The sequence below is a fragment of the Pseudodesulfovibrio sediminis genome (genome assembly GCF_020886695.1).
GTDB lineage: Bacteria > Desulfobacterota > Desulfovibrionia > Desulfovibrionales > Desulfovibrionaceae > Pseudodesulfovibrio > Pseudodesulfovibrio sediminis.
In genome coordinates this window covers 3,193,438-3,214,759 of the sequence record NZ_AP024485.1, presented here as the reverse complement: position 1 = coordinate 3,214,759, position 21,322 = coordinate 3,193,438, and the positions used below count along the sequence as shown (strand labels likewise).

Annotated in this window: 21 protein-coding genes; 18 read left to right on the top strand and 3 right to left on the bottom strand. The window is 54.7% G+C overall.

The annotated features are described in order from the left end of the window. Positions 1-131: 131 nt before the first annotated feature. From SRBAKS_RS15225 to SRBAKS_RS15145, 17 genes are all read left to right on the top strand, one after another. On the top strand, positions 132-1,274 hold the full coding sequence (locus SRBAKS_RS15225) for an iron-containing alcohol dehydrogenase (RefSeq protein ID WP_229591744.1): 1,143 nt from the start codon (positions 132-134) through the stop codon (positions 1,272-1,274). Next, a complete protein-coding gene (locus SRBAKS_RS15220; RefSeq protein WP_229591743.1) occupies positions 1,274-2,470 on the top strand; it encodes a two-component system sensor histidine kinase NtrB in 1,197 nt (398 codons plus the stop codon). The genes SRBAKS_RS15225 and SRBAKS_RS15220 overlap by 1 nt, the downstream gene beginning before the upstream one ends. Positions 2,471-2,473: 3 nt before the next feature. Further along, on the top strand, positions 2,474-3,823 hold the full coding sequence (locus tag SRBAKS_RS15215; protein WP_229591742.1) for a sigma-54-dependent transcriptional regulator: 1,350 nt from the start codon (positions 2,474-2,476) through the stop codon (positions 3,821-3,823). 308 nt (positions 3,824-4,131) lie between these two features. Continuing rightward, on the top strand, positions 4,132-5,313 hold the full coding sequence (locus tag SRBAKS_RS15210; RefSeq protein ID WP_229591741.1) for an iron-containing alcohol dehydrogenase: 1,182 nt from the start codon (positions 4,132-4,134) through the stop codon (positions 5,311-5,313). A 176-nt stretch (positions 5,314-5,489) separates the two neighbouring features. Beyond that, complete coding sequence (locus SRBAKS_RS15205; RefSeq protein ID WP_229591740.1) at positions 5,490-6,050, top strand: 4Fe-4S dicluster domain-containing protein; 561 nt, start codon at positions 5,490-5,492, stop codon at positions 6,048-6,050. Next, entirely contained in the window at positions 6,047-6,946 is a 900-nt protein-coding gene (locus SRBAKS_RS15200) for a CoB--CoM heterodisulfide reductase iron-sulfur subunit B family protein (protein WP_229591739.1), read from the top strand. Before SRBAKS_RS15205 ends, SRBAKS_RS15200 begins: the two co-directional genes overlap by 4 nt. Positions 6,947-6,977: 31 nt before the next feature. Continuing rightward, entirely contained in the window at positions 6,978-8,957 is a 1,980-nt protein-coding gene (locus SRBAKS_RS15195) for a CoB--CoM heterodisulfide reductase iron-sulfur subunit A family protein (RefSeq protein WP_229591738.1), read from the top strand. Then, positions 8,924-9,385, top strand: a complete 462-nt coding sequence (locus SRBAKS_RS15190) for a hydrogenase iron-sulfur subunit (protein ID WP_229591737.1) — start codon at positions 8,924-8,926, stop codon at positions 9,383-9,385. The genes SRBAKS_RS15195 and SRBAKS_RS15190 overlap by 34 nt, the downstream gene beginning before the upstream one ends. Positions 9,386-9,407: 22 nt before the next feature. After that, positions 9,408-10,361, top strand: a complete 954-nt coding sequence (locus SRBAKS_RS15185; RefSeq protein ID WP_229591736.1) for a 4Fe-4S dicluster domain-containing protein — start codon at positions 9,408-9,410, stop codon at positions 10,359-10,361. Next, positions 10,361-11,416, top strand: coding sequence for a 4Fe-4S dicluster domain-containing protein (locus SRBAKS_RS15180; protein ID WP_229591735.1), 1,056 nt, complete (start codon positions 10,361-10,363; stop codon positions 11,414-11,416). The genes SRBAKS_RS15185 and SRBAKS_RS15180 overlap by 1 nt, the downstream gene beginning before the upstream one ends. 21 nt (positions 11,417-11,437) lie before the next feature. Beyond that, positions 11,438-12,274, top strand: coding sequence for an FAD/NAD(P)-binding protein (locus SRBAKS_RS15175; protein WP_229591734.1), 837 nt, complete (start codon positions 11,438-11,440; stop codon positions 12,272-12,274). Positions 12,275-12,360: 86 nt separating this feature from the next. Further along, complete coding sequence (locus SRBAKS_RS15170) at positions 12,361-12,837, top strand: ferritin-like domain-containing protein (protein ID WP_229591733.1); 477 nt, start codon at positions 12,361-12,363, stop codon at positions 12,835-12,837. A gap of 137 nt (positions 12,838-12,974) precedes the next feature. Continuing rightward, a complete protein-coding gene (locus SRBAKS_RS15165) occupies positions 12,975-13,319 on the top strand; it encodes a hypothetical protein (protein ID WP_229591732.1) in 345 nt (114 codons plus the stop codon). A 490-nt stretch (positions 13,320-13,809) separates the two neighbouring features. Then, positions 13,810-14,676: a hypothetical protein gene (locus SRBAKS_RS15160; RefSeq protein WP_229591731.1), complete on the top strand. Its 867-nt coding sequence runs from the start codon at positions 13,810-13,812 to the stop codon at positions 14,674-14,676. 7 nt (positions 14,677-14,683) lie between these two features. Continuing rightward, positions 14,684-16,270, top strand: a complete 1,587-nt coding sequence (gene nadB / locus SRBAKS_RS15155; protein WP_229591730.1) for an L-aspartate oxidase — start codon at positions 14,684-14,686, stop codon at positions 16,268-16,270. An 11-nt stretch (positions 16,271-16,281) separates the two neighbouring features. Then, entirely contained in the window at positions 16,282-16,542 is a 261-nt protein-coding gene (locus SRBAKS_RS15150; RefSeq protein ID WP_229591729.1) for a glutaredoxin family protein, read from the top strand. Positions 16,543-16,743: 201 nt separating this feature from the next. Beyond that, positions 16,744-17,664 carry a metal ABC transporter solute-binding protein, Zn/Mn family gene (locus SRBAKS_RS15145; protein WP_229591728.1) on the top strand — a complete coding sequence of 307 codons (921 nt, stop codon included), beginning with the start codon at positions 16,744-16,746 and terminating at the stop codon, positions 17,662-17,664. A 23-nt stretch (positions 17,665-17,687) separates the two neighbouring features. Here SRBAKS_RS15145 and SRBAKS_RS15140 read toward each other — a convergent pair whose 3' ends face one another. Genes SRBAKS_RS15140 through SRBAKS_RS15130 form a run of 3 tightly spaced genes read right to left on the bottom strand, consistent with a single transcriptional unit; the run spans position 17,688 to position 19,311 of the window. Beyond that, positions 17,688-18,236, bottom strand: a complete 549-nt coding sequence (locus SRBAKS_RS15140; RefSeq protein ID WP_229591727.1) for a C-GCAxxG-C-C family protein — start codon at positions 18,234-18,236, stop codon at positions 17,688-17,690. 45 nt (positions 18,237-18,281) lie between these two features. Next, positions 18,282-18,815: a rhodanese-like domain-containing protein gene (locus tag SRBAKS_RS15135; RefSeq protein WP_430708945.1), complete on the bottom strand. Its 534-nt coding sequence runs from the start codon at positions 18,813-18,815 to the stop codon at positions 18,282-18,284. A gap of 22 nt (positions 18,816-18,837) precedes the next feature. Next, positions 18,838-19,311 carry a MauE/DoxX family redox-associated membrane protein gene (locus SRBAKS_RS15130; RefSeq protein WP_229591726.1) on the bottom strand — a complete coding sequence of 158 codons (474 nt, stop codon included), beginning with the start codon at positions 19,309-19,311 and terminating at the stop codon, positions 18,838-18,840. 210 nt (positions 19,312-19,521) lie between these two features. On the opposite strand from SRBAKS_RS15130, the gene SRBAKS_RS15125 reads away from it, so the two are divergent. Further along, positions 19,522-21,228: a sigma 54-interacting transcriptional regulator gene (locus SRBAKS_RS15125; RefSeq protein WP_229591725.1), complete on the top strand. Its 1,707-nt coding sequence runs from the start codon at positions 19,522-19,524 to the stop codon at positions 21,226-21,228. The last annotated feature ends 94 nt before the right edge of the window (positions 21,229-21,322 follow it).

The following is a 21,322-nucleotide window of genomic DNA, read 5'->3' as shown; positions in this document are numbered from 1 at the left end:
GTACGGATCAGGAGCCTCGTGGGAAAGATATTGCAAATTGCCCTGAAATGACGTTCACTGTGGCGGCGAAATTCGGTATTATCACTATATGATCGCCACACATCGACGATCAGGGAGCAGGATTATCCATCATGATCAGTACAAAATTTGCCATCCCGGATATTATTTTCGGCAGCGGTTCCATTACGCATCTGGCAGAGTGTGCCAAGCGCGTAGGTGCGCAGAAAATCTTTTTTGTCAGCGATTCAGGCGTTGAGGAGTCAGGCTGGGTTGATCTGGTCAAGGGCATCCTGCGAGCCAACAATCTGGAGTGTGTCTACTTCAATGACGTCAACTCCAACCCACGTGACAGACAGGTTCACAGCGGCGCCAAGCAGTACCTCGAAGCACGGTGTGATGTCATCATCGCACTCGGTGGCGGCAGCGCCATGGACACAGCCAAAGGCATCGGCATCATAGCGGGCAATGGCGGCCAGATTCGCGACTACGAAGGCGCCAACCGCATCATGCGGCCCCTGCCGCCCATGATCCTTATACCAAGCACCGCAGGCTCCAGCTCGGACATTTCCCAATTCTGCATCATCACCGATGTTGAGCGCGAAGTGAAAATGTCCATCATCAGCCGCTCCCTCGTTCCGAACATTTCCATCATCGACCCGCAACTCCTGATCACACAGAGCCGCAGCCTCATTCTGGCGGCAGGCATTGACGCCCTGGCACACGCCGTGGAATCCTATGTCTCCAAGCTCGCCTCCCCGTTCACTGAAATGCAGGCGCTCAAGGCCATCGAACTGATCATCAACAACATCAAGCCCGCTGCCGAAGACCGCGACCTCAAGGCGCTGGAGCAGATGTCCATCGCCTCTACCGCTGCGGGCATGTCCTTCAGCAACGCGGGTCTTGGATCGCTTCACGCCCTGGCCCACTCTCTGGGTGGTATCTGCGATGTGCTCCACGGCTGGGTCCACCCCGTGCTCCTGCCAGAGGTCATGCGCTACAACCTCCCCTCCTGCGTCGGCAAAATGGGCGAAATCGGCAGGATCATCTCCGGCTCCCACATCTGCTCCACCAAGGAAGCAGCGGTGCTGGGCATAGACTGCCTTGAAAAGCTGTTTGTGGAGTTGGGCATCAACACCCGTTTACGCGACCTCGTGCCCGAGAAGGAAACTTTGAAAAAAATCTGTGTCACGGCCACCCATGACGCCTGCCATCTCACTAACCCGAGACCGGCAACCTGGGAAGATCTCATGACCATCTGTGAGGAGGCCTGGTAATGACTCCGTCAACGACACTCAGTGACCTAATAGGCATCGAGCACTCAAAGCTCGGTTTCTTCCAGGAACTCCAGCACACCATCGAGGAGTTGCAAGCGGCCAACGAGGAATCCGAAAGCCAGCGCAGGGAAATCGCAGCCATCCTGGACGGCATTACCGACGTCATGATGGTTCTCTCGGAAAATCTGCGCATCATCTCCGTGAACCACGTCTTTCGCAAACTGTTCAAGGGTGTAGAGCCTGAAGGCAAGTATTGTTACGAACTGTTCCGCAACTCGGTTGACGCCTGTCCCGAGTGTCCGGCATTCCGCTCCCTGTCCACAAACAAGGTGTGCAAGGAGCTGGCCTTCTTCCGCATCGATGGAAGAAAACACCAGTTCGAAATGATCGCGTCTCCGCTGAAAAGCACGGGCAGCTCGGAAAACCGGGTACTCATTTTCAAGCGCGATGTGACCATGGAAAAAGAATACCAGGCCAAATATTATCAGGCAGAAAAAATGGCCACGGTCGGCACCCTGGCCACAGGCGTCGCCCATGAGGTCAACAACCCGCTCATGGCCATTTCAGGCTACGCCGAGGGCATCCAACGCCGTCTGGACAAGCTCCCCGAAGACGTTCCCACAGACCTTAAGGAAGAGTTCGCAGAATACACGGATACCATTCTCAAAGAGTGCAACCGTTGCCAGGAAATCGTGAAAAGCCTGCTCAACTTCGGGCATCCGGCCAACTCGGTGTTCGGCATCGTCAACGTCAACGGTGTCGTCAAGGAAACGCTCAACATCCTGGGCTACCACCTGAAACGCTCGCGCAAGCTCACTCTGGACATCGACCTGAGTGAAGACCTGCCGCTCATCTATGCGGATGAACCCCGGCTGAAACAGGTCATGCTCAACCTGATGACCAACGCCACCGACGCCCTGCAGGGCAAGGAAGGCACCATCAGCGTCCGCACCCGCATGATCAGCAGCGGCGCCATCGTCTTTGAAGTGGAGGATTCCGGATCGGGTATCTCGCCCGCGATCCAGGATCGCCTGTTCGACCCGTTCTTTACCACCAAACCGGTTGGCAAAGGCATCGGTATCGGGCTGTCCACCTGCTACAACATCGTCAAGGAGCACAACGGCGAAATTGACGTGCTCAGTGAAACCGGGAAAGGCTCACTATTCAGGGTAACCCTTCCCATTCAACAGGATTAGTGCATGCCGTCACCCTATAATGTCCTTGTCGTGGATGATGAACGATCCATCCGCAGACTCCTGAAAAGGGAGCTCGAATCCAGCGAACGCATCCTGCACACCGCTGAAGACGCCAAGCGAGCACGCCAGCTTCTGTCCAAGACGCGGTATGACGTCATCATTCTGGATATCCGCCTGCCAGACGCAGACGGCATGGATTTATATACTGAGTTCAAATCGACCCAGCAGGATCTGGAGTTCGTGCTCATCACGGGTCACGGAGACATAGACAGCGCTGTGGAGGCCATGCGTCTGGGCGTCTTTGATTACATCACCAAGCCCTTCAAGCTCGACCGCATGGAGCTGGTTCTGGATCGCGCCTACCAACGGGTATGTCTGCACCGTGAAAACCGCGGGCTGCGACACACTCAGGAAAACACCACCCAGAAAACCCACCTCATCGGTCGTTCCGACCCCATCAAGGGCATCAATTTTCTTATTGAGAAGCTGACCCCGTCGGAAGTGCCGGTCCTCATCACCGGCGAAAGCGGCGCAGGCAAGGACGTGGTGGCCCACGCCATCCACAGCCGTTCCAAGCGCTCCGCTCACCCCCTGATCATCAAGAACTGCGCCATGCTGCAACGGGAGATGGTCCGGTCCGAGCTTTTCGGTCACAAGAAAGGCTCGTTCACCGGCGCATCAGAAGGCCACGACGGCCTCATCTCCGTTGCGCACAAGGGTACCCTCTTTCTGGATGAAATAGGCGATCTGCCGGACGACGTACAGGCCTCCCTGCTCCGCCTGTTGGAAACAAAGACCTATCGCCGTATGGGCGACAACGAAGAACGCCTGGCTGACGTCCGCTTCCTGTTTGCCACCAACCGCGATCTGGGCAAGGCCGTGGAAAAGGGCGAGTTCAACGAGGCGCTGTACCATCGCATCAATGTCTTCAACATCCACATTCCGCGACTCTCAAAGCGGAAAGAGGACATCCCCCTGCTGGTCGAGCACTTCCTGAATCTGCTGAGCCCGGGCCAGGAACCGGCTGTCATGCCGCAAAAGACCTTGCACCACCTGCTCAATTACGACTGGCCGGGCAATGTCCGGGAGTTGCGCAATGTTCTGGAGCGCGCCCTGATTCTGTCTGACACCAACGTGATCACGGACAACACCCTTCCCCCCGAGGTCGTCGGAACCTGCAACGACCCTGAACCGACAAGTCCTCCCATGTCTCTCGAAAGCGTTGAACGCGAGCACATCATTCGTGTATTATCTATATATACTGGCAACCGGCAAAAGGCTGCCGACGCTCTTGGGATCGGTAGAAAAACACTCTACCGCAAGATTCAAAAATACGGGATCGAAAGCGTATAGCCCCTCAAGACATTTTGACCCATCCTCCCCCAAAAACTGTATCAAAACGACACACAGCTCTCCAAGTCACTGTACATTCGGAGAAAAAGTTTCTCGACTACGACTAACATAGTACAAGCTCCATCAATTACATGGGCCATTTTGCCCCAAACTTGAAATGGGAAATCCATCCTAAAAAGATAACCGCCTGTTTAACAAGGGCTTTTACTTTTGGCACACGCTTTGCTCTAAGAGGACCCAACTGCGTAGGTTATTTTTTACGGAATTTATCCGTTTCTCACCCTAAACCCTATTTCAGGAGTTGTATCATGGCAGTAGTAGAACAAGTTAACGGTTTCTTCATTCCCAGCGTTACTCTCATCGGTATCGGAGCATCCAAAGAGATCCCCGGTAAGATTTCTGCTCTCGGCGGCAAAAAGCCCCTGATCGTTACCGACCCCGGCATCGTTGCCACCGGTATCCTGAAACAGATCACCGACATCCTCGATGACGCCAAAGTCAAATACGAAGTCTACGACAAGACCATCCCGAACCCGACCGACGCCAACGTTGCTGAAGGTGTTGAAGTCTACAAGAAAGGCAAGTGCGACAGCCTGATCACCCTGGGTGGCGGTTCCTCTCACGACTGCGGTAAGGGCGTTGGCCTGGTCGTCGCTAACGGCGGCACCATTCACGACTACGAAGGCGTGGACAAGTCCACCAACCCCATGCCTCCTTACGTTGCAGTGAACACCACTGCTGGTACTGCTTCTGAAATGACTCGTTTCTGCATCATCACCGATCTTTCCCGCAAGGTTAAGATGGCTATCGTCGACTGGCGCGTCACTCCTGGTATCGCTCTTGATGATCCCCTGCTGATGGTTGGCATGCCCCCGGCACTGACCGCGGCCACTGGTATGGACGCCCTGACTCACGCCGTTGAAGCCTACGTCTCCACCATCGCTACCCCGATGACCGACGCTTGTGCTGAAAAAGCCATCGAACTGATCTTCACTCACCTGCGTCCCGCAGTTGCCAACGGTTCCGACATCGTTGCTCGTGAAGGCATGTGTTTCGCACAGTACCTCGCAGGTATGGCATTCAACAACGCTTCTCTGGGTCACGTTCACGCAATGGCTCACCAGCTGGGTGGCTTCTACGACCTGCCCCACGGCGAATGCAACGCAATCCTGCTGCCTCATGTTGAAGCCTTCAACCTGATCGCCAAAGTCGACCGCTTCGTGAAGATGGCCGAAATCATGGGTGAGAACGTCGATGGTATGTCCCCGCGCGCCGCTGCTGAACTGGCTCTCGACGCTATCAAGAAGCTGTCCCTCGACGTCGGTATCCCCGATGGCTTGGTTGCTCTTGGCAAGAAGTACGGCAAGGACGTCAAGGCTAAAGACATCGCTACCATGACTGGTAACGCACAGAAAGACGCTTGTGGTTTCACTAACCCCCGTTGTCCTACCGATGCAGACGTTGCCGCCATTTACGAGGCCGCTCTGTAAAAAAACTGTTTAGATTTCCCGGGGAAGGGTTGCCCTTCCCCGGGCTTTTATTTTACTAGTTCATTTCATTCAGGCAACCAGGCCTGCGGCAGCGTGCAACGCGTTGCGAGAACGCGGCCCGGATTCACCTCAACCTGAAGGATGTCCATCCTTCGAAAACCCTGCGGACACACCATATGAACATAGTATCTCTGAGCAACTCCTATGACGCCGACTTCGTCGACGAAGTGGAGAAGGAAAGCAAGCAGAACGTTAGTCTTTGCTACCAATGCGGCAACTGTACAGCGGGGTGCCCGTATACCTCTTTTTATGATATTCCCGTCAGTCAGATCATGCGCCTTGTGCAGGCCGGACAACGAGAAACCGTTCTTTCCTGCAAATCCCTCTGGCTGTGCGCCACGTGCGAATCCTGCACGACCCGGTGCCCCAACGAAATTGATGTGGCCCGCATCATGGACGTCCTGCGTCACATGGCCCGCCGCGCAGGCAAGGCACCCGAACCTCAGGTCAAGACCTTTACCGACAGTTTCCTCGCTTCTGTGGAAAAGCACGGACGGGTTTTTGAAATGGGCCTGATGGTTTCCTACATGACCAAGACCGGTCGGCTCATGACCGATTCGGATCTGGCCCCCAAAATTTTGCCCAAAGGCAAGCTCGCCTTCACGCCGCATGGCATCGTCGGCAAGCAGGAAGTGGCCAATATATTCAAACGCTACAATGAGGAGCGCGACTCGTGAGTTCTTCCCTTACTTTCGCATACTACCCTGGCTGTTCCGGGCTAGGAACATCCCTCGAGTACGACACATCCACCCGCGCCATCTGTGCGGCTCTGGGTGTCGAACTGGTGGATATTCCCGATTGGAGCTGTTGTGGCTCGACCCCGGCACACACCGTGGACCACACTCTTTCCTCCGCGCTCTCGGCCCGCAATATTGCCCAGGCCGAAGAACTGGACGTACAGGGTATCATCACGCCTTGCCCCAGCTGTTTGACCAACCTGAAGACTGCCAGTCACCGTATGGAAGACGAAGCATTCAAGGAAAAGGTCAACAAACTGCTGGAAAAGCCGGTTGAAAACAAACTGCCCATCATGTCCGTCCTTCAGCTCCTTCACGAGCAGGTCGGCGTGGAAAAAGTCGCCGAAAAAGTGGTCAAGCCCCTGGAAGGGCTCCGACTCGCTCCCTATTATGGCTGCATCATGAACAGACCGCCTGAAGTCATGAACTTCGACGACTGTGAGAACCCCATCGCCATGGACGAACTCATGGCCGCCCTGGGCGCAGATGTGGCTCCTTTCCCCTTGAAGGTTGAATGTTGTGGCGCATCTTTCGGCGTTGCCCGCAAGGACATCGTCGCCAAGTTGTCCGGCAAACTGCTGGACGCCGCCGAAGACGTGGAAGCCCACGCCTTTGTCACTGCATGCCCGCTGTGTCAGATGAACCTGGACCTCAGACAGAGCCAGGTCAATTCGCTCACAGGCAGCAAGCACGACATGCCGGTATTCTACTATACACAGCTCATCGGCAAGGCCCTGGGCCTGGATGCCAAGAGCTTGCAGATGGACAAGCTGTGCGTTCCGCCCTCCAAGGCGTTTCGTAAAATGGAAGAAGCGCAACAGGCTAACGCCTCATAACGAGCTGAACTGCTAAGGAGCGTCGAGTAGCATGAAGATAGGAGTTTTTGTTTGTCATTGCGGTAGCAACATTGCAGGTACCGTCGATGTCGCAACAGTGGCCAAAGAGGCCCGAAAAATGCCTGATGTGGCATTTGCAAGCGATACAATGTACGCCTGCTCGGAACCGGGTCAGGACGGCATCATCGAAGCCATCAAGGAACACAAACTTGACGGCGTCGTCGTTGCTTCCTGTACACCCCGCATGCATGAGCCCACTTTCCGCCGCACGGTGGAAAGGGCCGGACTGAATAAATACATGTTTGAGATGGCCAACATCCGCGAACATGTTTCCTGGATCGGCAAGGACACCGAAGCCAATACCGCAAAGGCCATTGACCTTGTGAGTATGGCTGCTGCCAAGCTGGTTCACAACAAGGGTCTTACCCCGAAGTCCTTCAGCGTCAACAAGCGCGTCATGGTCGTCGGCGGCGGCGTCGCCGGTATCCAGGCGGCTCTGGACTGTGCGGACGGCGGACTGGAAGTCGTTCTGGTCGAAAAGACCCCCTCTATCGGTGGCAAGATGTCCAAACTGGACAAGACCTTCCCCACCGTTGACTGTTCGAGCTGTATTCTCGGCCCCAAGATGGTCGACATCGCCCAGCACCCGAACATCACCTTGTACACAAACGCTGAGATAGCCGAAATTCAGGGCTACGTCGGCAACTTTGATATTACAGTGAACAAGAAAGCGTCGTACGTGGATTGGGAAGCCTGCACCGGTTGCGGTCTGTGCACGGAAAAATGTCCCTCCAAAAAATCCCGCGATGTGTTCAACGAAGAAATCGGAACAACCACGGCGATCAACATTCCGTTCCCGCAGGCCATTCCGAAAAAAGCAACTATTGATGCAGAATTCTGCCGCAAGCTGACCAATGGCAAATGCGGTGTCTGTGAAAAGATTTGCCCGACCAAGGCAATTCGCTTCGAGCAGCAGGACGAGCCCGTATCCGAATCTGTCGGCGCCATAGTCGTCGCCACCGGGTACGATCTCTTCGACCATACTCGCTACGGGGAGTACGGGGGCGGCCGCTACGCCGACGTCATCACATCCATGCAATATGAGCGGCTGCTCTCGGCTTCCGGGCCCACCGGCGGACACGTCAAGCGTCCCTCCGATGGCAAGGAACCCAAGAACGTGGTCTTCATCCAATGTGTCGGCTCACGCGACAAGTCCGTTGGACGTCCCTACTGTTCCGGTTTCTGCTGCATGTATACTGCAAAGCAGGCCATCCTGACCAAGGACCACATGCCCGAGTCCCAGTCCTATGTATTTTACATGGACATCCGCGCTCCGGGCAAGATGTACGACGAGTTCACCCGTCGTGCCATGGAAGAATACGGCACCAAGTATATTCGCGGCCGTGTTTCCATGATCTACCCCATGGGCGATAAATACATCGTCCGCGGCGCCGATACCCTCATGGGTACTCAGGTTGAAGTCGAAGCCGATATGGTGGTCCTGGCCGTTGGTGCCGAGGCATCCAAGGGCGCACCCCAGTTGGCCGAGAAACTGCGCATCTCCTACGACTCCTATGGATTCTACATGGAGAGCCATCCCAAGCTGAAGCCTGTTGAGACAAACACCGCTGGTGTGTATCTCGCCGGTTGTTGCCAGGGTCCCAAGGACATTCCCACTTCAGTCGGTCAAGGCAGCGCCTCGGCCGCCAAGGTGCTGGCACTCTTCTCCAAGGATCAGCTGGAAAGCGATCCCCAGATCTCGGAAGTCGACATCAAACGGTGTATCGGCTGCGGCAAGTGCATTGAGACATGTCCGTTCGGCGCTATCGAAGAGATAGATTTCCGCGGCATGCCCAAGGCCAACGTCATCGAGACCATTTGCCAGGGGTGTGGTATCTGCACCTCCACCTGCCCGCAGGGGGCCATTCAATTGCAACACTTCACCGATAATCAGATTCTCGCGGAGGTCAATGTCTTATGTCAGCAGACGCTGCAACAGAGCTTCGAATAGTCGGATTTCTCTGTAACTGGTGCTCCTATGGCGGTGCCGACACCGCAGGTGTAGGCCGTTTTCAGCAACCCACCGACCTTCGCGTCATCAGGGTTCCTTGTTCAGGCCGCATCGATCCGCTCTTCATTATGAAGAGCCTGATCAACGGAGCGGACGGGGTGCTGGTCTCCGGCTGTCACCCTCGTGATTGTCACTACTCGGAAGGAAACTTCTACGCCAGGCGCAGGTTGGAAGCCCTGAAAAACTTCCTTCCCATCCTGGGCATAGACGAACGCCGCTTCTCATACACATGGGTATCGGCATCCGAAGGCCAGAAGTGGCAGACCGTGGTCAGCAAGTTCACCGAGGAAATTCATGAACTCGGCCATGCTCCCCAGATCAACGCCGAACGGCTGGCTCAGGCCAAAGCCGCCATGGCAGCGATGTAACCGGTCTCAATGGAGTAATTACATGCAATATTTGGACGAATTAAAAGCAAAGATAAAAGAAAAGCTTCCCGATCTGGATGTGGTCATCGGTTGGGAACAGGGATTTGACCCCCTGCGCGCCACCCCGCTGTTCATGCGGACAGAGGAAGACGTGGACAAGCTGACCTGGGGACCGCTGTGCGTGCACAACCTGTCCACATATCTGACCGGCCTCAAAGGCAAGAAAGTCGGTATCGTGGTCAAGGGTTGCGACAGCCGCTCCATCATCGAGCTGCTCCAGGAAAAACTGCTCGTACGGGAAGACCTGACCATTTTCGGTCTGCCCTGCGAAGGCGTCATCTCCACCAAGAAGGTCGCCCGCACCATCGGCACCCTGGACTATATAGAAAAGGTCGATGTGACTCCGAAGTCCATCACTGTCACTGCTGACGGCGCAACCAAGGAGCTTTCCCTGGCAGATGTCGGCGCAGACAAGTGCACTCGCTGCGAATTCCACAGCGCGCTGGTGTCCGACGTGTTCATCGGTGACAGCACACCTACAGAAATCGATGACCCGTATCAGGATGTTCTGGACTTCGAAGAAAAGCCCCGCGAAGAACGCATGGACTTCTGGCTCGCCCAGATGGACCGTTGTGTACGCTGCTATGCATGCCGCAACGCCTGCCCCATGTGTGTCTGCCGCGATCACTGCGTAGCTCAGAGCCGTGATCCTCACTGGCTCTCCCAGGACGACTCGGTGCAGAACAAGTGGTTCTTCCAGATGATCCACACCATGCACCTTGCCGGTCGCTGCACCGAATGTGGCGAATGCGAACGTTCCTGCCCCGTAGGAATCCCGCTCCTGCTGCTCCGCCGCAAGATGAATAAAGAAATCAAGAACACCTTCGACTACCAGGCCGGCACCAAGATCGATGCCAAGCCGCCGCTGATGGCATTCAAGGTCGAAGAAGACAACATCAATGAGAGAGGTTGGTAATGGCTGCCAAATTCCTTGCAACTGACCAACTCGTCCCGTGGCTGGCAGAGCTCAACGGGAAGTACCGCACCCTGGTTCCCATGCGTGAAGGCGATGCCGTTGTATTCAGCCCCTTCCAGGAATCCGTGGCCCCCGTGCTTGAGGTTCGCCCTACGGCTGCTCCCAGAGGCTCGGTCTTCCCGCAGTGTGACCCTCTGCTGACCTTTGAATACAAAAAAGATCCCGAACAGCCTGCCAAGGTGATGGTCGAAGTCACTGAACGCAGAGACGACACCCCCGCCGTTGTGGTTGGTGGACGTCCCTGTGATGCCGCCGGATTCAATACATTCGACAGAGTGTACGAAACCGACACCATCAAAGACCTCAACTACCTGGCACGCCGTGAGAATACCTTGTTTGTGAGCCTGATCTGCACCAAACCCGCCACCACCTGTTTCTGCAACTGGGTTGGCGGCGGCCCTGCCGATCCCGTTGGTTCCGATGTCCAGATGATTCCAGTCAACGGCGGCTGGCTGCTTGAGTCTGTCACCGATCGTGGCGAGGCGATGCTCAATGAAGGCTCCCTGCCCGATGGCGCAGACAAGAGCGCTGAAGCCGGCTCCGTCAAGGACGCTGCCAACGCAGCCATGGGCGAAGCCCAGGATGTATCGGCCGCCAAGGACAAACTCCTGGAGCTGTTCGACGACGCGGACTTCTGGGAAGCCCAGTCGGCCAAATGTATCAGTTGCGGCACATGCACCTACCTGTGCCCCACCTGCTACTGCTTCAACATCACCGATGAAAAATTCGGTATGAAAGGCGTGAGACTGCGCACTTGGGATAACTGCATGTCCTCCCAGTTCACCATGGAGGCCAGTGGTCACAACCCCAGGCCCACCAAGGCTCATCGACTGAAAAACCGTGTTGGACACAAGTTCAGCTACTACCCCTCCCTGCATGGCGACAACATCGCCTGTGTCGGCTGCGGTCGCTGCATCAAGAGCTGTCCGGCATCCGTGGATATCAGGGCCATTGTGCTGAACGCCATTGCCGCTCCTGCACCGCAGGAGGGTTAACCCTTGTTACAGGAATCTACCATGACTAACGCGTCCAATCCGTATCTTCCTGCCATTGGGACCATTATTGAGACCATTCAGGAAACACCGAATATCAAAACCTTCCGCATCGTGCTCAACGATGAGGAAGAGATGAAGAACTTCAAGTTCCATCCCGGACAAGTAGGCCAGCTCTCGGTGTTCGGCACCGGTGAGTCCACTTTTGTCATCAATTCGCCGCCGACCCGCATGGACTACCTGCAGTTCAGCGTCATGCGCTGCGGTGAAGTGACTTCCAAACTGCACTCCCTGTCCGCAGGTGATCAGGTTGGCGTCCGCGCCCCGTTGGGCGGCTGGTTCCCGTATGAAGAACTCAAGGGTAAAGACATCGTCTTCGTCGGCGGTGGTATCGGTATGGCTCCCCTGCGTACGCTCCTGCTGTACATGCTGGACAACCGTGCAGACTACGGCAAAATCTCCGTACTCTACGGCGCACGTTCTCCTCAGGACATGGCCTTCAAGTACGAAGTCCCCGAATGGTCCGCGGCCGACAACCTCGAATGCCGCCTGACCATCGATGCCGAAGCCGAAGGCTGGGAACACTCCGTGGGCCTCATTCCCAACGTATTGCTGGAAATGAACCCGTCCCCGGAAAACACCGTGGCCATCACCTGTGGTCCTCCGATCATGATCAAGTTCACCCTGCAGGCCCTGGCAAAACTCGGCTTCCAGGACGAACAGATCCTGACCACCCTTGAAAAGCGCATGAAGTGCGGCATCGGTATCTGTGGTCGTTGCAACATCGGCGACAAGTACGTCTGCATCGACGGCCCTGTGTTCACCTACAAGGAACTCAAGGAAATCCCGAACGAACTGTAAGAATGAACAGGCTGAAGCGGTCTTTCAACCGCCCGCTTCAGCCTTATTAACCATTTTGAAATATACTAGAATCGACAGGAGAAATCATGGCTCACTTTTTTCATGCAAATGAAATTGCAAAAGTTGCCGTCGAGATAGAAAGGAAAGGCCGGCAGTTTTACAACCGCGCCGCTGACGCTGCCCAGTCGGAAGAGACCAAAGATCTGTTCCGCTACCTGGCAGAAGAAGAAACCAAGCACGAAGAAATCTTCAGTGCCCTGCTTGAACGCCTGGGTTCGGTTGAACTTCCTGCCTGGTCCAATGAAGAAGAATATACCACCTATCTCAATGCACTGATTGATTCGCACGCATTGTTCAGTGGCGGCCTGGCTGAAAAATACATGGCTGATGCCGCTGATGAAGACACAGCCATTCGTATGGCCATGAGCTTTGAAAAAGACACATTGCTCTTCTTCTTGGAAATGAAGGAGCTCGTACCCGAATCTGAAAAAGATGCGGTACAGCAGTGTGCTGACGAAGAACGCAATCACCTTCGTCAGTTAAAGGAACGCCTTAATTCCTAAAATCGGTATTCAGGGTTTTGCCTACTGGAATGCAGGCAAAACCCTTGATTCCGGTGGTTGACGTTGACTGGGGGAAGCGCGCTTACAGACATTCACCTGCCTGACAAGCGATTGTATCAACACATTGGAGGCTTTTGATGAAAAAGATCTACCATATCAACCTTGGGACTCCCGATGCCGACTGCGCTAACGCCAGTCGCAACATCATCGTGCAGCGCAATGCCCAGGATGATCACCGCATTTACACGCGTAGAAAAAACGCCTCCATTACCGCTCTCACACTCATCACAGATCACTGCGACGACTATGTAGTAACGCAAAATTTCTTCAAGTTCGATGACTACATCGAATCGCAATTACCTATCTGTCCCTCCACGGAGTACGACAGAGACCTCAAGGACTTCTCTTGTGAACAACTGATCCCGCATCCGCTGGTCAGCCTCGTGTCGCTGAAGCCCCTTGACCAACCATTCGCCTTCTAACCTCCACTATAACCCCGTCCCAGGAAGGGGGGAACTTTCCCCCCTTCCGGGCCGGACTCACATTAACCTCTCACCGCCGAAGGGCTTACAAATGTACAGCTATCAGGACATACTACCTAGAGTAGCATCGCAGCAGACATTGCTGAGTGTCCGTACGCAAGCGCCCTCCATCTTCGTTCCCTTGCACCAGTGGCGCGCCATGATCGCGCTTTTCATATCGAAATCATTCAGTTTTCTAAGCAGAAAATTGATCCGAAACTATTTGAAATTTGGTGTTTTTTTTCCGACGGACCACTTTAAGGTGTTGCCTGACCGGCAACCAAATACTATATTATTACATCTCACTCAGTTGAGATTAACGACAAGACATTTGTCGACATGTGGAAATTGGTAGCGGCATTGCCAAATGCCCCTGATTTTCTGCAAATATAACTGTTGGAAAATGACGACTGACGAACCGGTAACAACCCCGGTTTTGATGGAGGGAAGTATGTTTGATACTATGAATGTTAACGATTCAATAGGCATGAACACCCAGCTCAGTTCTTACGCGTCCGGGCGTAGAGATCTTTTCGGCACCGTGCAGGATAGCACGAGTTTCCGCCAGCAGCGGCTCGGGGTCTACCTTCTCTCAGATCTGTTCACTGCGGGTTTCATGTCCGCATCCGAATTTGTTCACGATAAACGGCTGGTCACCTTGGCCCGCGACAAAACCACGACCTACACGGGCGAGACCTTCGACCAGTGGGATCTGGATGTCCTCATCCATTGCGTGACCCGCTCTTCCGTGGTCAATGGCCACACGCAGAAGGTCCTCATCGAGCCGGGCAAATTGCTGCGCTCCATGAACCTGCGCAACACCGAGATGAATCAGGATCACGTTTTCTCCAGCCTGTGGCGCCTGCACACCGGATCCATCATGATCATCGGCAAAGGATACCGCTACATGACACGGCTCATCGACCGGGTTCTCCTTGACGAAAAGGAAGGCAACTGCCTGGTTGAAGTCAACACGGACATCGTTTCTTCATTGAAACACGAACGCAATCTGTCTCTGGATGTGGAAACAAGAAATTATTTCAGACGCAACGGCCTAGCCAAATGGCTCCATGGCGCGGTCATGACATTCAAGGGCGGATTCGTGGCCGATACCGACAGTCTGCACGCGTTGTGCGGCGCTCCTGCCAGGTCCAAACATCTGTTCCCGACAAGGCTTATAAAAGCCCTTGAGATCATGGAAGAATGTTGCGCAATCAAAAGCTGGAAGGTTGAAGAGAACAGCGTTATGGTCGTGCCGAATTGCATGCGCAATAATGGTATTGCCTGCGGATATATCTCTCCAACCTGTATTAAGTAAGGCACTCATGCTTCAATCCAGATTTACAACACAGGCGCTGGTCATCGGTTCAGGTATCGCCGGTGCCTGTTGTGCTCTCAATATCGCAGCGCAGGGACACGAAGTCCTGCTGCTCACCGCCGGGGACAACCTCGGAGACGGCAACACCGCCTATGCTCAAGGTGGCATTGTCGCACGCGGCTATGATGACAGCCCGGCTCTTTTGAGTAAGGACATCCTCAAGGCCGGTTGCAAACACAATCGCACCAAAGCAGTGAATCATCTGTCCAAGCACGGCCCCGGTGCGGTGCAAAAGATGCTCATCGACCGCATCGGCGTTCCCTTTGCACGCAAGGAAAACGGCGATTTGGACATGACCCGTGAAGGAGCGCACTCCGCCTACCGGGTGCTCTACTGCGGCGACTACACCGGCAAGGCCATCATGGAAAAGCTGACCGAAGCGATCCAGGCCGAACCCAACATCAAGGTCCTGTCCGGCCGTACCGCCGTGGACCTGGTCACCAGCCTGCATCACACCACGTCGCTCTCTTTCAGATACAGCCGGACCAACCAGTGTCTCGGCGCCTATGTCTACAACGAGTCGAACAACACGGTGGAGACTCTCCTGGCCGACTACACGGTCTTGGCCACAGGTGGTGCCGGCAGGCTGTTCCTGCACTCCACCAATGCCAAGTGCTCGCTGGGGTCAGCCCTGGCCATGGCCCATCGGGCCGGTGTCCGACTCATGAACGCCGAGTATGTCCAATTTCACCCCACGGCCCTCTTCCACCGCTCCAAACGCCTCTTCCTCATTACCGAGGCCATGCGCGGAGAAGGCGCACATCTGGTCAACAGCAAGGGCGAACGGTTCATGTCCCGCTATGACCCGCGCCTGGAACTTGCCCCCCGCGACGTCGTGTCACGGGCCATCGTGGATACGCTGCACCGCTCCGGCGAAGACTGCGTCTTCCTGGATTGCCGTCCGGTGGAACACAATCTTTCCCAGCGATTCCCCACCATCTACAAACGATGCCTGGACTTGGGAATCAACATCGACAACGACCCCATCCCGGTGGTCCCGGCGGCGCATTACCACTGCGGCGGCGTCTACTCCGACCTCAACGGGCTGACCAGCCTGGAGCGTCTGTACGCCATCGGCGAATGCTCATGCACTGGGGTGCATGGCGCCAACCGTCTGGCCAGCACCTCGCTGCTTGAAGGCGTACTCTGGGGTTGTAACGCCGGTGACTCCATCGGCAAGAAACTGACCTCGAAACGTGGCGTGAACCGTCGGCTCAAGGACTCCATCCCTGACTGGCAGCACCCGGGGCAAACGCAGAATGAAGACCCCGCACTCATCGCCCAGGATTGGATGAACATCCGCTCCACCATGTGGAACTATGCGGGCATCAACCGCACGGACCAGCGCCTGTCACGCGCCTGCGAGGATCTGCGCGTTCTTATCAAGGACCTGACTCTTTTCTACAAGACCACGCCGCTTTCCAAGCCGCTCATTGACCTCTACCACGGATGTTTTGCGGCCAACATTGTCGCCATGTCTGCCTTGAGCAACAAGCGATCCCTCGGATGCCACCATCTGCAGGACAACGGATAACGGAGAGAACTATGAGTAAAGATGTCACCCTCTACGCGCTGAGCACCTGTGTCCATTGCCATAATACCCGTGACTTTCTGACCGAAATGCTTGGCATTGACGGTTTCAAATGTGTTTTCACCGACCGCTTGTCCGGTGATGAACGAAACGACACCATGCGTATGTTGCGCAGCGTCAATTCAGAACTTTCATTCCCCACCATAGTCATTGGCGACGATGTTGTGCTGGGGTTTAAAAAAGATAAAATTCGTGAGCTAGTGGAGGCCGATTAAGACGTTAGCCGATCTCTCCCATCAGGTCTGAACAGCCTGAGCCCATCAAGCCCATCCCCTGCTCTCGCGCCGAGATCTCACACACACTCTTGGCGATGTATCAGGGGATGCACTTTTGGTATTCATTACTGCTTGACTCCTCCGAACAAACCTGTTGCATAGTACTGCATGGTTTCAATCATACAGCGTCAAGGAAGTATCATGAACACACGTATCCCCCTTTCCAGAATCCTTATCGCAGCCTGCCTGCTCGGGACCTTGTTGCCCCTCTACCCGACATTCGCTCACGCCGGGATGCAGGTTTTCGTTTCCATCATGCCGCAGAAATATTTCGTACAGAAAATCGGTGGGGAGATGGTCCAGGTGGACGTTCTTGTCGGCCCGGCAGCCAATCCGCACATGTATGAGCCGTCCCCCAGACAAATGGCCGCGCTCTCCAAGTCCAAAGCGTATTTTGCCATTGGCATCAACCTTGAAGCGGTCTGGCTGGATCGCATCCGGGCGGCCAATAGGGAACTGCGGGTCATCAACACCCAGGACGGTATCCAAAAACTGCCCATGGCAGAGCATGACCACCATGACAACAAGGCGATGGAGCATGACCACGAAGACCATGAAGACAACGGGATTCTTGATCCGCACATCTGGTTGGACCCTATGCGGGCGCGGACCATCGCTGAAAACACCTGCAAGGGGTTGGCCTTGATCGACCCGGAACATGCGTCGGTTTACGAAGCCAACCTGGCTGCGCTCCTTGACGAGATCAACCAGCTCGACAGTGCCATTGCCAAGACGCTCGCCACTCTGCCCGAGGACAGACGATCCTTCATGGTCTTCCACCCTTCGTGGGGCTACTTTGCCGCACGCTATAATCTGCATCAGCTCCCCATTGAGGCAAACGGCAATACTCCCAGCCCGCGCCATCTCATCGAAATCATCAAACATGGCCGCGAACAGGGCGTTCACGTAGTCTTTGTCCAACCGCAATTCTCACAGAAGAGCGCACAGGTCATCGCCACGGAACTGGACGCGCAGGTCATCCCTCTGGACCCGCTCTCGGACGACTGGGCCAACAACCTCAGACACGCAGCCGAGGCATTCAGACAGGCCGCCTCACACTAGGGGCCCATGGAATATATGGAGAATTAGCGGAAGAGACGATTGAAGAGAAGACGAATAATGCCCGTGGTTTTGGAGTCGTGTTTGGTGACATACGCCTGATTGATGCGATCAATCAACTCAGGGCGGCGTTCGAAAAGAATATCGGCCACAATACCCGCGGCCTCGCCAGTGTACCGGGCACACTGCTCGAAATGCGCCTTCTGGTCATCTTTGACCTTCTTGGTCAATACCCGACAGCAGGTGGACTTGTTCACCCGTTTAAAACGGGTGTGGAGATCGTTGACCGCCGACCGTATCGTGGCTGCATTGCGATAGGCGCCATCCTTGCCCAGAAACAACCCCAGCACCAGCGCACCGCTGGCCACGGCCCCGCACAGACAGCCGGAATCGCCCTGGCCTATGGACATGCCTGAAGTCAGTCCCACGGCCTGCTGCTCGGTCAATCCACCGTCAAAGGCTCCGTTGAACGCCAGCAACATGGCGTCAGCACAGAGGTGTTGCCGCGAGCGGTACAGAGACTCGGCCTTTTTGGCTACGGTCTCACTGAGTACAAGCTGTGATTCTTTCAGCATACAAATCCTGCCCCGCATCATGTGATACGGGGCAGTCTCCTTTAATTATTCTGCCGTTTCGACGGGGTAGTCCATACCCTTCCAGGCAAAGATGCCACCAGGGTAACGAACAACGTTGGTATAGCCAAGCTTCTTGGCCCACACCGCGCCATTGTGACTGCGCGTGCATTTCACGAACCCGCAGTAAACAACGATGAGTGCATCCTTGTCAGCGCCGAGCAATGCTTCGTAATCTGCCTGGGTCTTGTCTGCGGTCTTGGCAGTGTCCCACTCGGTCATGTCAGGAACAGGAAATTCAAACGGCACTGCGCCGGGTACATGCCCTTTCTTGTAACTGGCTTCATACGGCATGGTGTCCACGATGATCATTTTCTTGCCGGCGTCAATCCATCCTTTGAGCTCTTCAGTGGTGACGACGTCGTATCCACCTTTCTGAACTTCACGGACCAGCTTCACTGCGCCTGTTTCCTTGACGACCTCGTCTTCGAATTTGTCGCCAAAGAAGCCCGCAAAGGCCGTACCGGCAACCATGACACAACACACAGCCACAAATGCAATCAATTTCAATTTACTCAACATATGTTTCCTCCTAGGAACTTCTTTACGATTCAGACGATGAAGCGGGTTGGCCCCGCACTGACATCCATCGCCACCAATAACAGAACACCACCCCGGTCAATAGCCACAAATCACGGTAGAAAGAATCACGCAAACTACTGAAGGCTTCTGCTTCCGGATCGCCGGGACCGTAGCACCCGCAATCGATGTCCAGCCCCAGATGCAACCCATATCCCAACACGAACAGGAACAGCACGGTCATCCCCCCGATGACAGGAAGACTACCGCGCTTGTCCAGAATCAATCCAATCCCGGCGATTACTTCGATGGCAGGGATGAGATAGGCCAGAGGCATAAGGGCAAAACGAGGGACCAGACCGAAGGCGTCAATGACGATGGCAAACTGGTATGGCCCAGCGAGCTTGATAACGCCGGCAACAACAAACATCAGGCCGAGCACGAGACGCGCAACCCGATAGGTCCAGATGGATGTGAAGAACAAAACAATACGATGCATGATGCACCAACAACTACCATGCTGCAATACCTGCAACAAATTGAATTACTTAAAAACGGGGGTGCAATGGATAGATTCTGTCTATCTATTCCTGGTGGTTTCCTAATATGCGTACATCTCTGACTCGAATAGGGTTGGACACAGGCATGGAGTTTCTATAGAAACAAACGATTCATTATTGAATCAGCACCGCTTTCAGGAGCCGAAAAAATGCCGCATAACCCCTCGGTTGATATACCTTTTCATTTGATTCTCTCCCATCTTGATGTCCCGGTCATTGCCGTGGCTCTCGACCGGAAGGTTGTGTACGCGACACCATCTGCCGATCAGGCTTTCGACTATGAACCCGGCGAGATGTACGGCCTTGAACTGGCCCGGATAATCCCTGGTATCGATGTCGACCAGACGACAGACACGGAATTCGAACACGCCACAGCCGGGAAATTCACTGTGGTCACCAATCCCATTCTCATGAACGACGAGATAGTGGGCACCCTCATATCCGTTCACCCGAGCAATGAGGAAAGCGGCGTTACCCAGACAAAGGAATACAAACGATTGGCCGCGCACATGGAAGCGGTGTTCGAGACGTCCAGTGACGGCATCTGGATAACAGATGGCGATGGCGTGGTGCTGGACATCAACAAGGCCTCCGAGAACCTCAACTCGATCTATGCGGCTCAGGCCATCGGGAAGAATGTCGCGGAACTCGTCAAGGAAAGCTTCATAGACAGATCCGCCACCCTTGAAGTGCTCAAGAAAAAACGGCGCATCTCTGTCCTGCAGCAAGTCCGCAAGACCGGACGCCAACTCATCGTGACCGGCACTCCCACATTCAATGAAGACGGGAGCATACGCCTTGTCGTGCTCAATGAACGGGATATCACCGATCTCAACGAACTCCGCAGCACGCTGGCCCAGACCCGCAAAGCCAAGGAAAAAGCCGAAGCCGAGCTGACCGGCCTCTCCCTCATGGAACTCAAGAAGGGACATGTGGTGGCCGAGAGCACATCCATGCGCAAGGCCATGGAAACCGCGCAAAAACTCGCCAAATTCGAAACATCGGAGATCCTGCTCATGGGCGAATCCGGCACCGGCAAAGGGCTGCTCGCCAAGTTCATCCATGACACCAGCCCCCGCAGAGACAAGCCCTTTATTCAGGTAAACTGCGCCACCCTGCCGGAAACATTATTTGAGGCCGAACTCTTCGGCTATGAGAAAGGCGCGTTTACCGGGGCATCGGAGCAAGGCAAATCAGGCATGTTTGAGTTGGCTGCCGGAGGGACCTTCTTTTTGGATGAAGTGGGTGAAATCCCTCTGGACATGCAGGCCAAGCTGCTCAAATGCCTGGATGATCACGAATATTACCCCTTGGGAGCGAGCCAGCCGAAACGCGTCAACTGCATCATTGTCGCGGCCACCAACCGCAACCTGAAAGCTCTTGTCGAGCACAAGGAATTTCGCCGGGATTTGTTATACAGGCTCAACACCTTCACTGTGAACATACCACCGCTAAGACAACGTCCTGAAGACGTGTTCGAGCTGACCAACCATTACCTCAATCAATTCAATACTATCTTCAAAACCTCGAAACGAATCGGGACGGCCGGCATGAAAATCATGCAAAAACACCCGTTTCCCGGCAATGTCCGCGAACTCATCGGCGTACTCAAGAAAGCCGTGGTCATCTGCGAAGAAGATAATCTGGACGAATATCTTGAAGACATCTTTGAACGAACAGGCGAAAAAGGCCGTGAAATCGGGACCATGTCTGAAGAGGTAGGACGACTGGAGCGCAAGATGCTCCGACAGGCCATGACCGCCTGCAACAACACGCGAGAGATGGCCGGATATCTGGGCATCAGCCAGCCCACGGTCGTCCGAAAAATGAAGCGATACAATCTGCGCGACGCTTGATTCAATATTGAATCAAAGAAATTTGAAAATGTAGCTAAATTGACATTTTTGACAATCATCGTCGCAATACACAATAATGAAGTGCAGGCTTTAT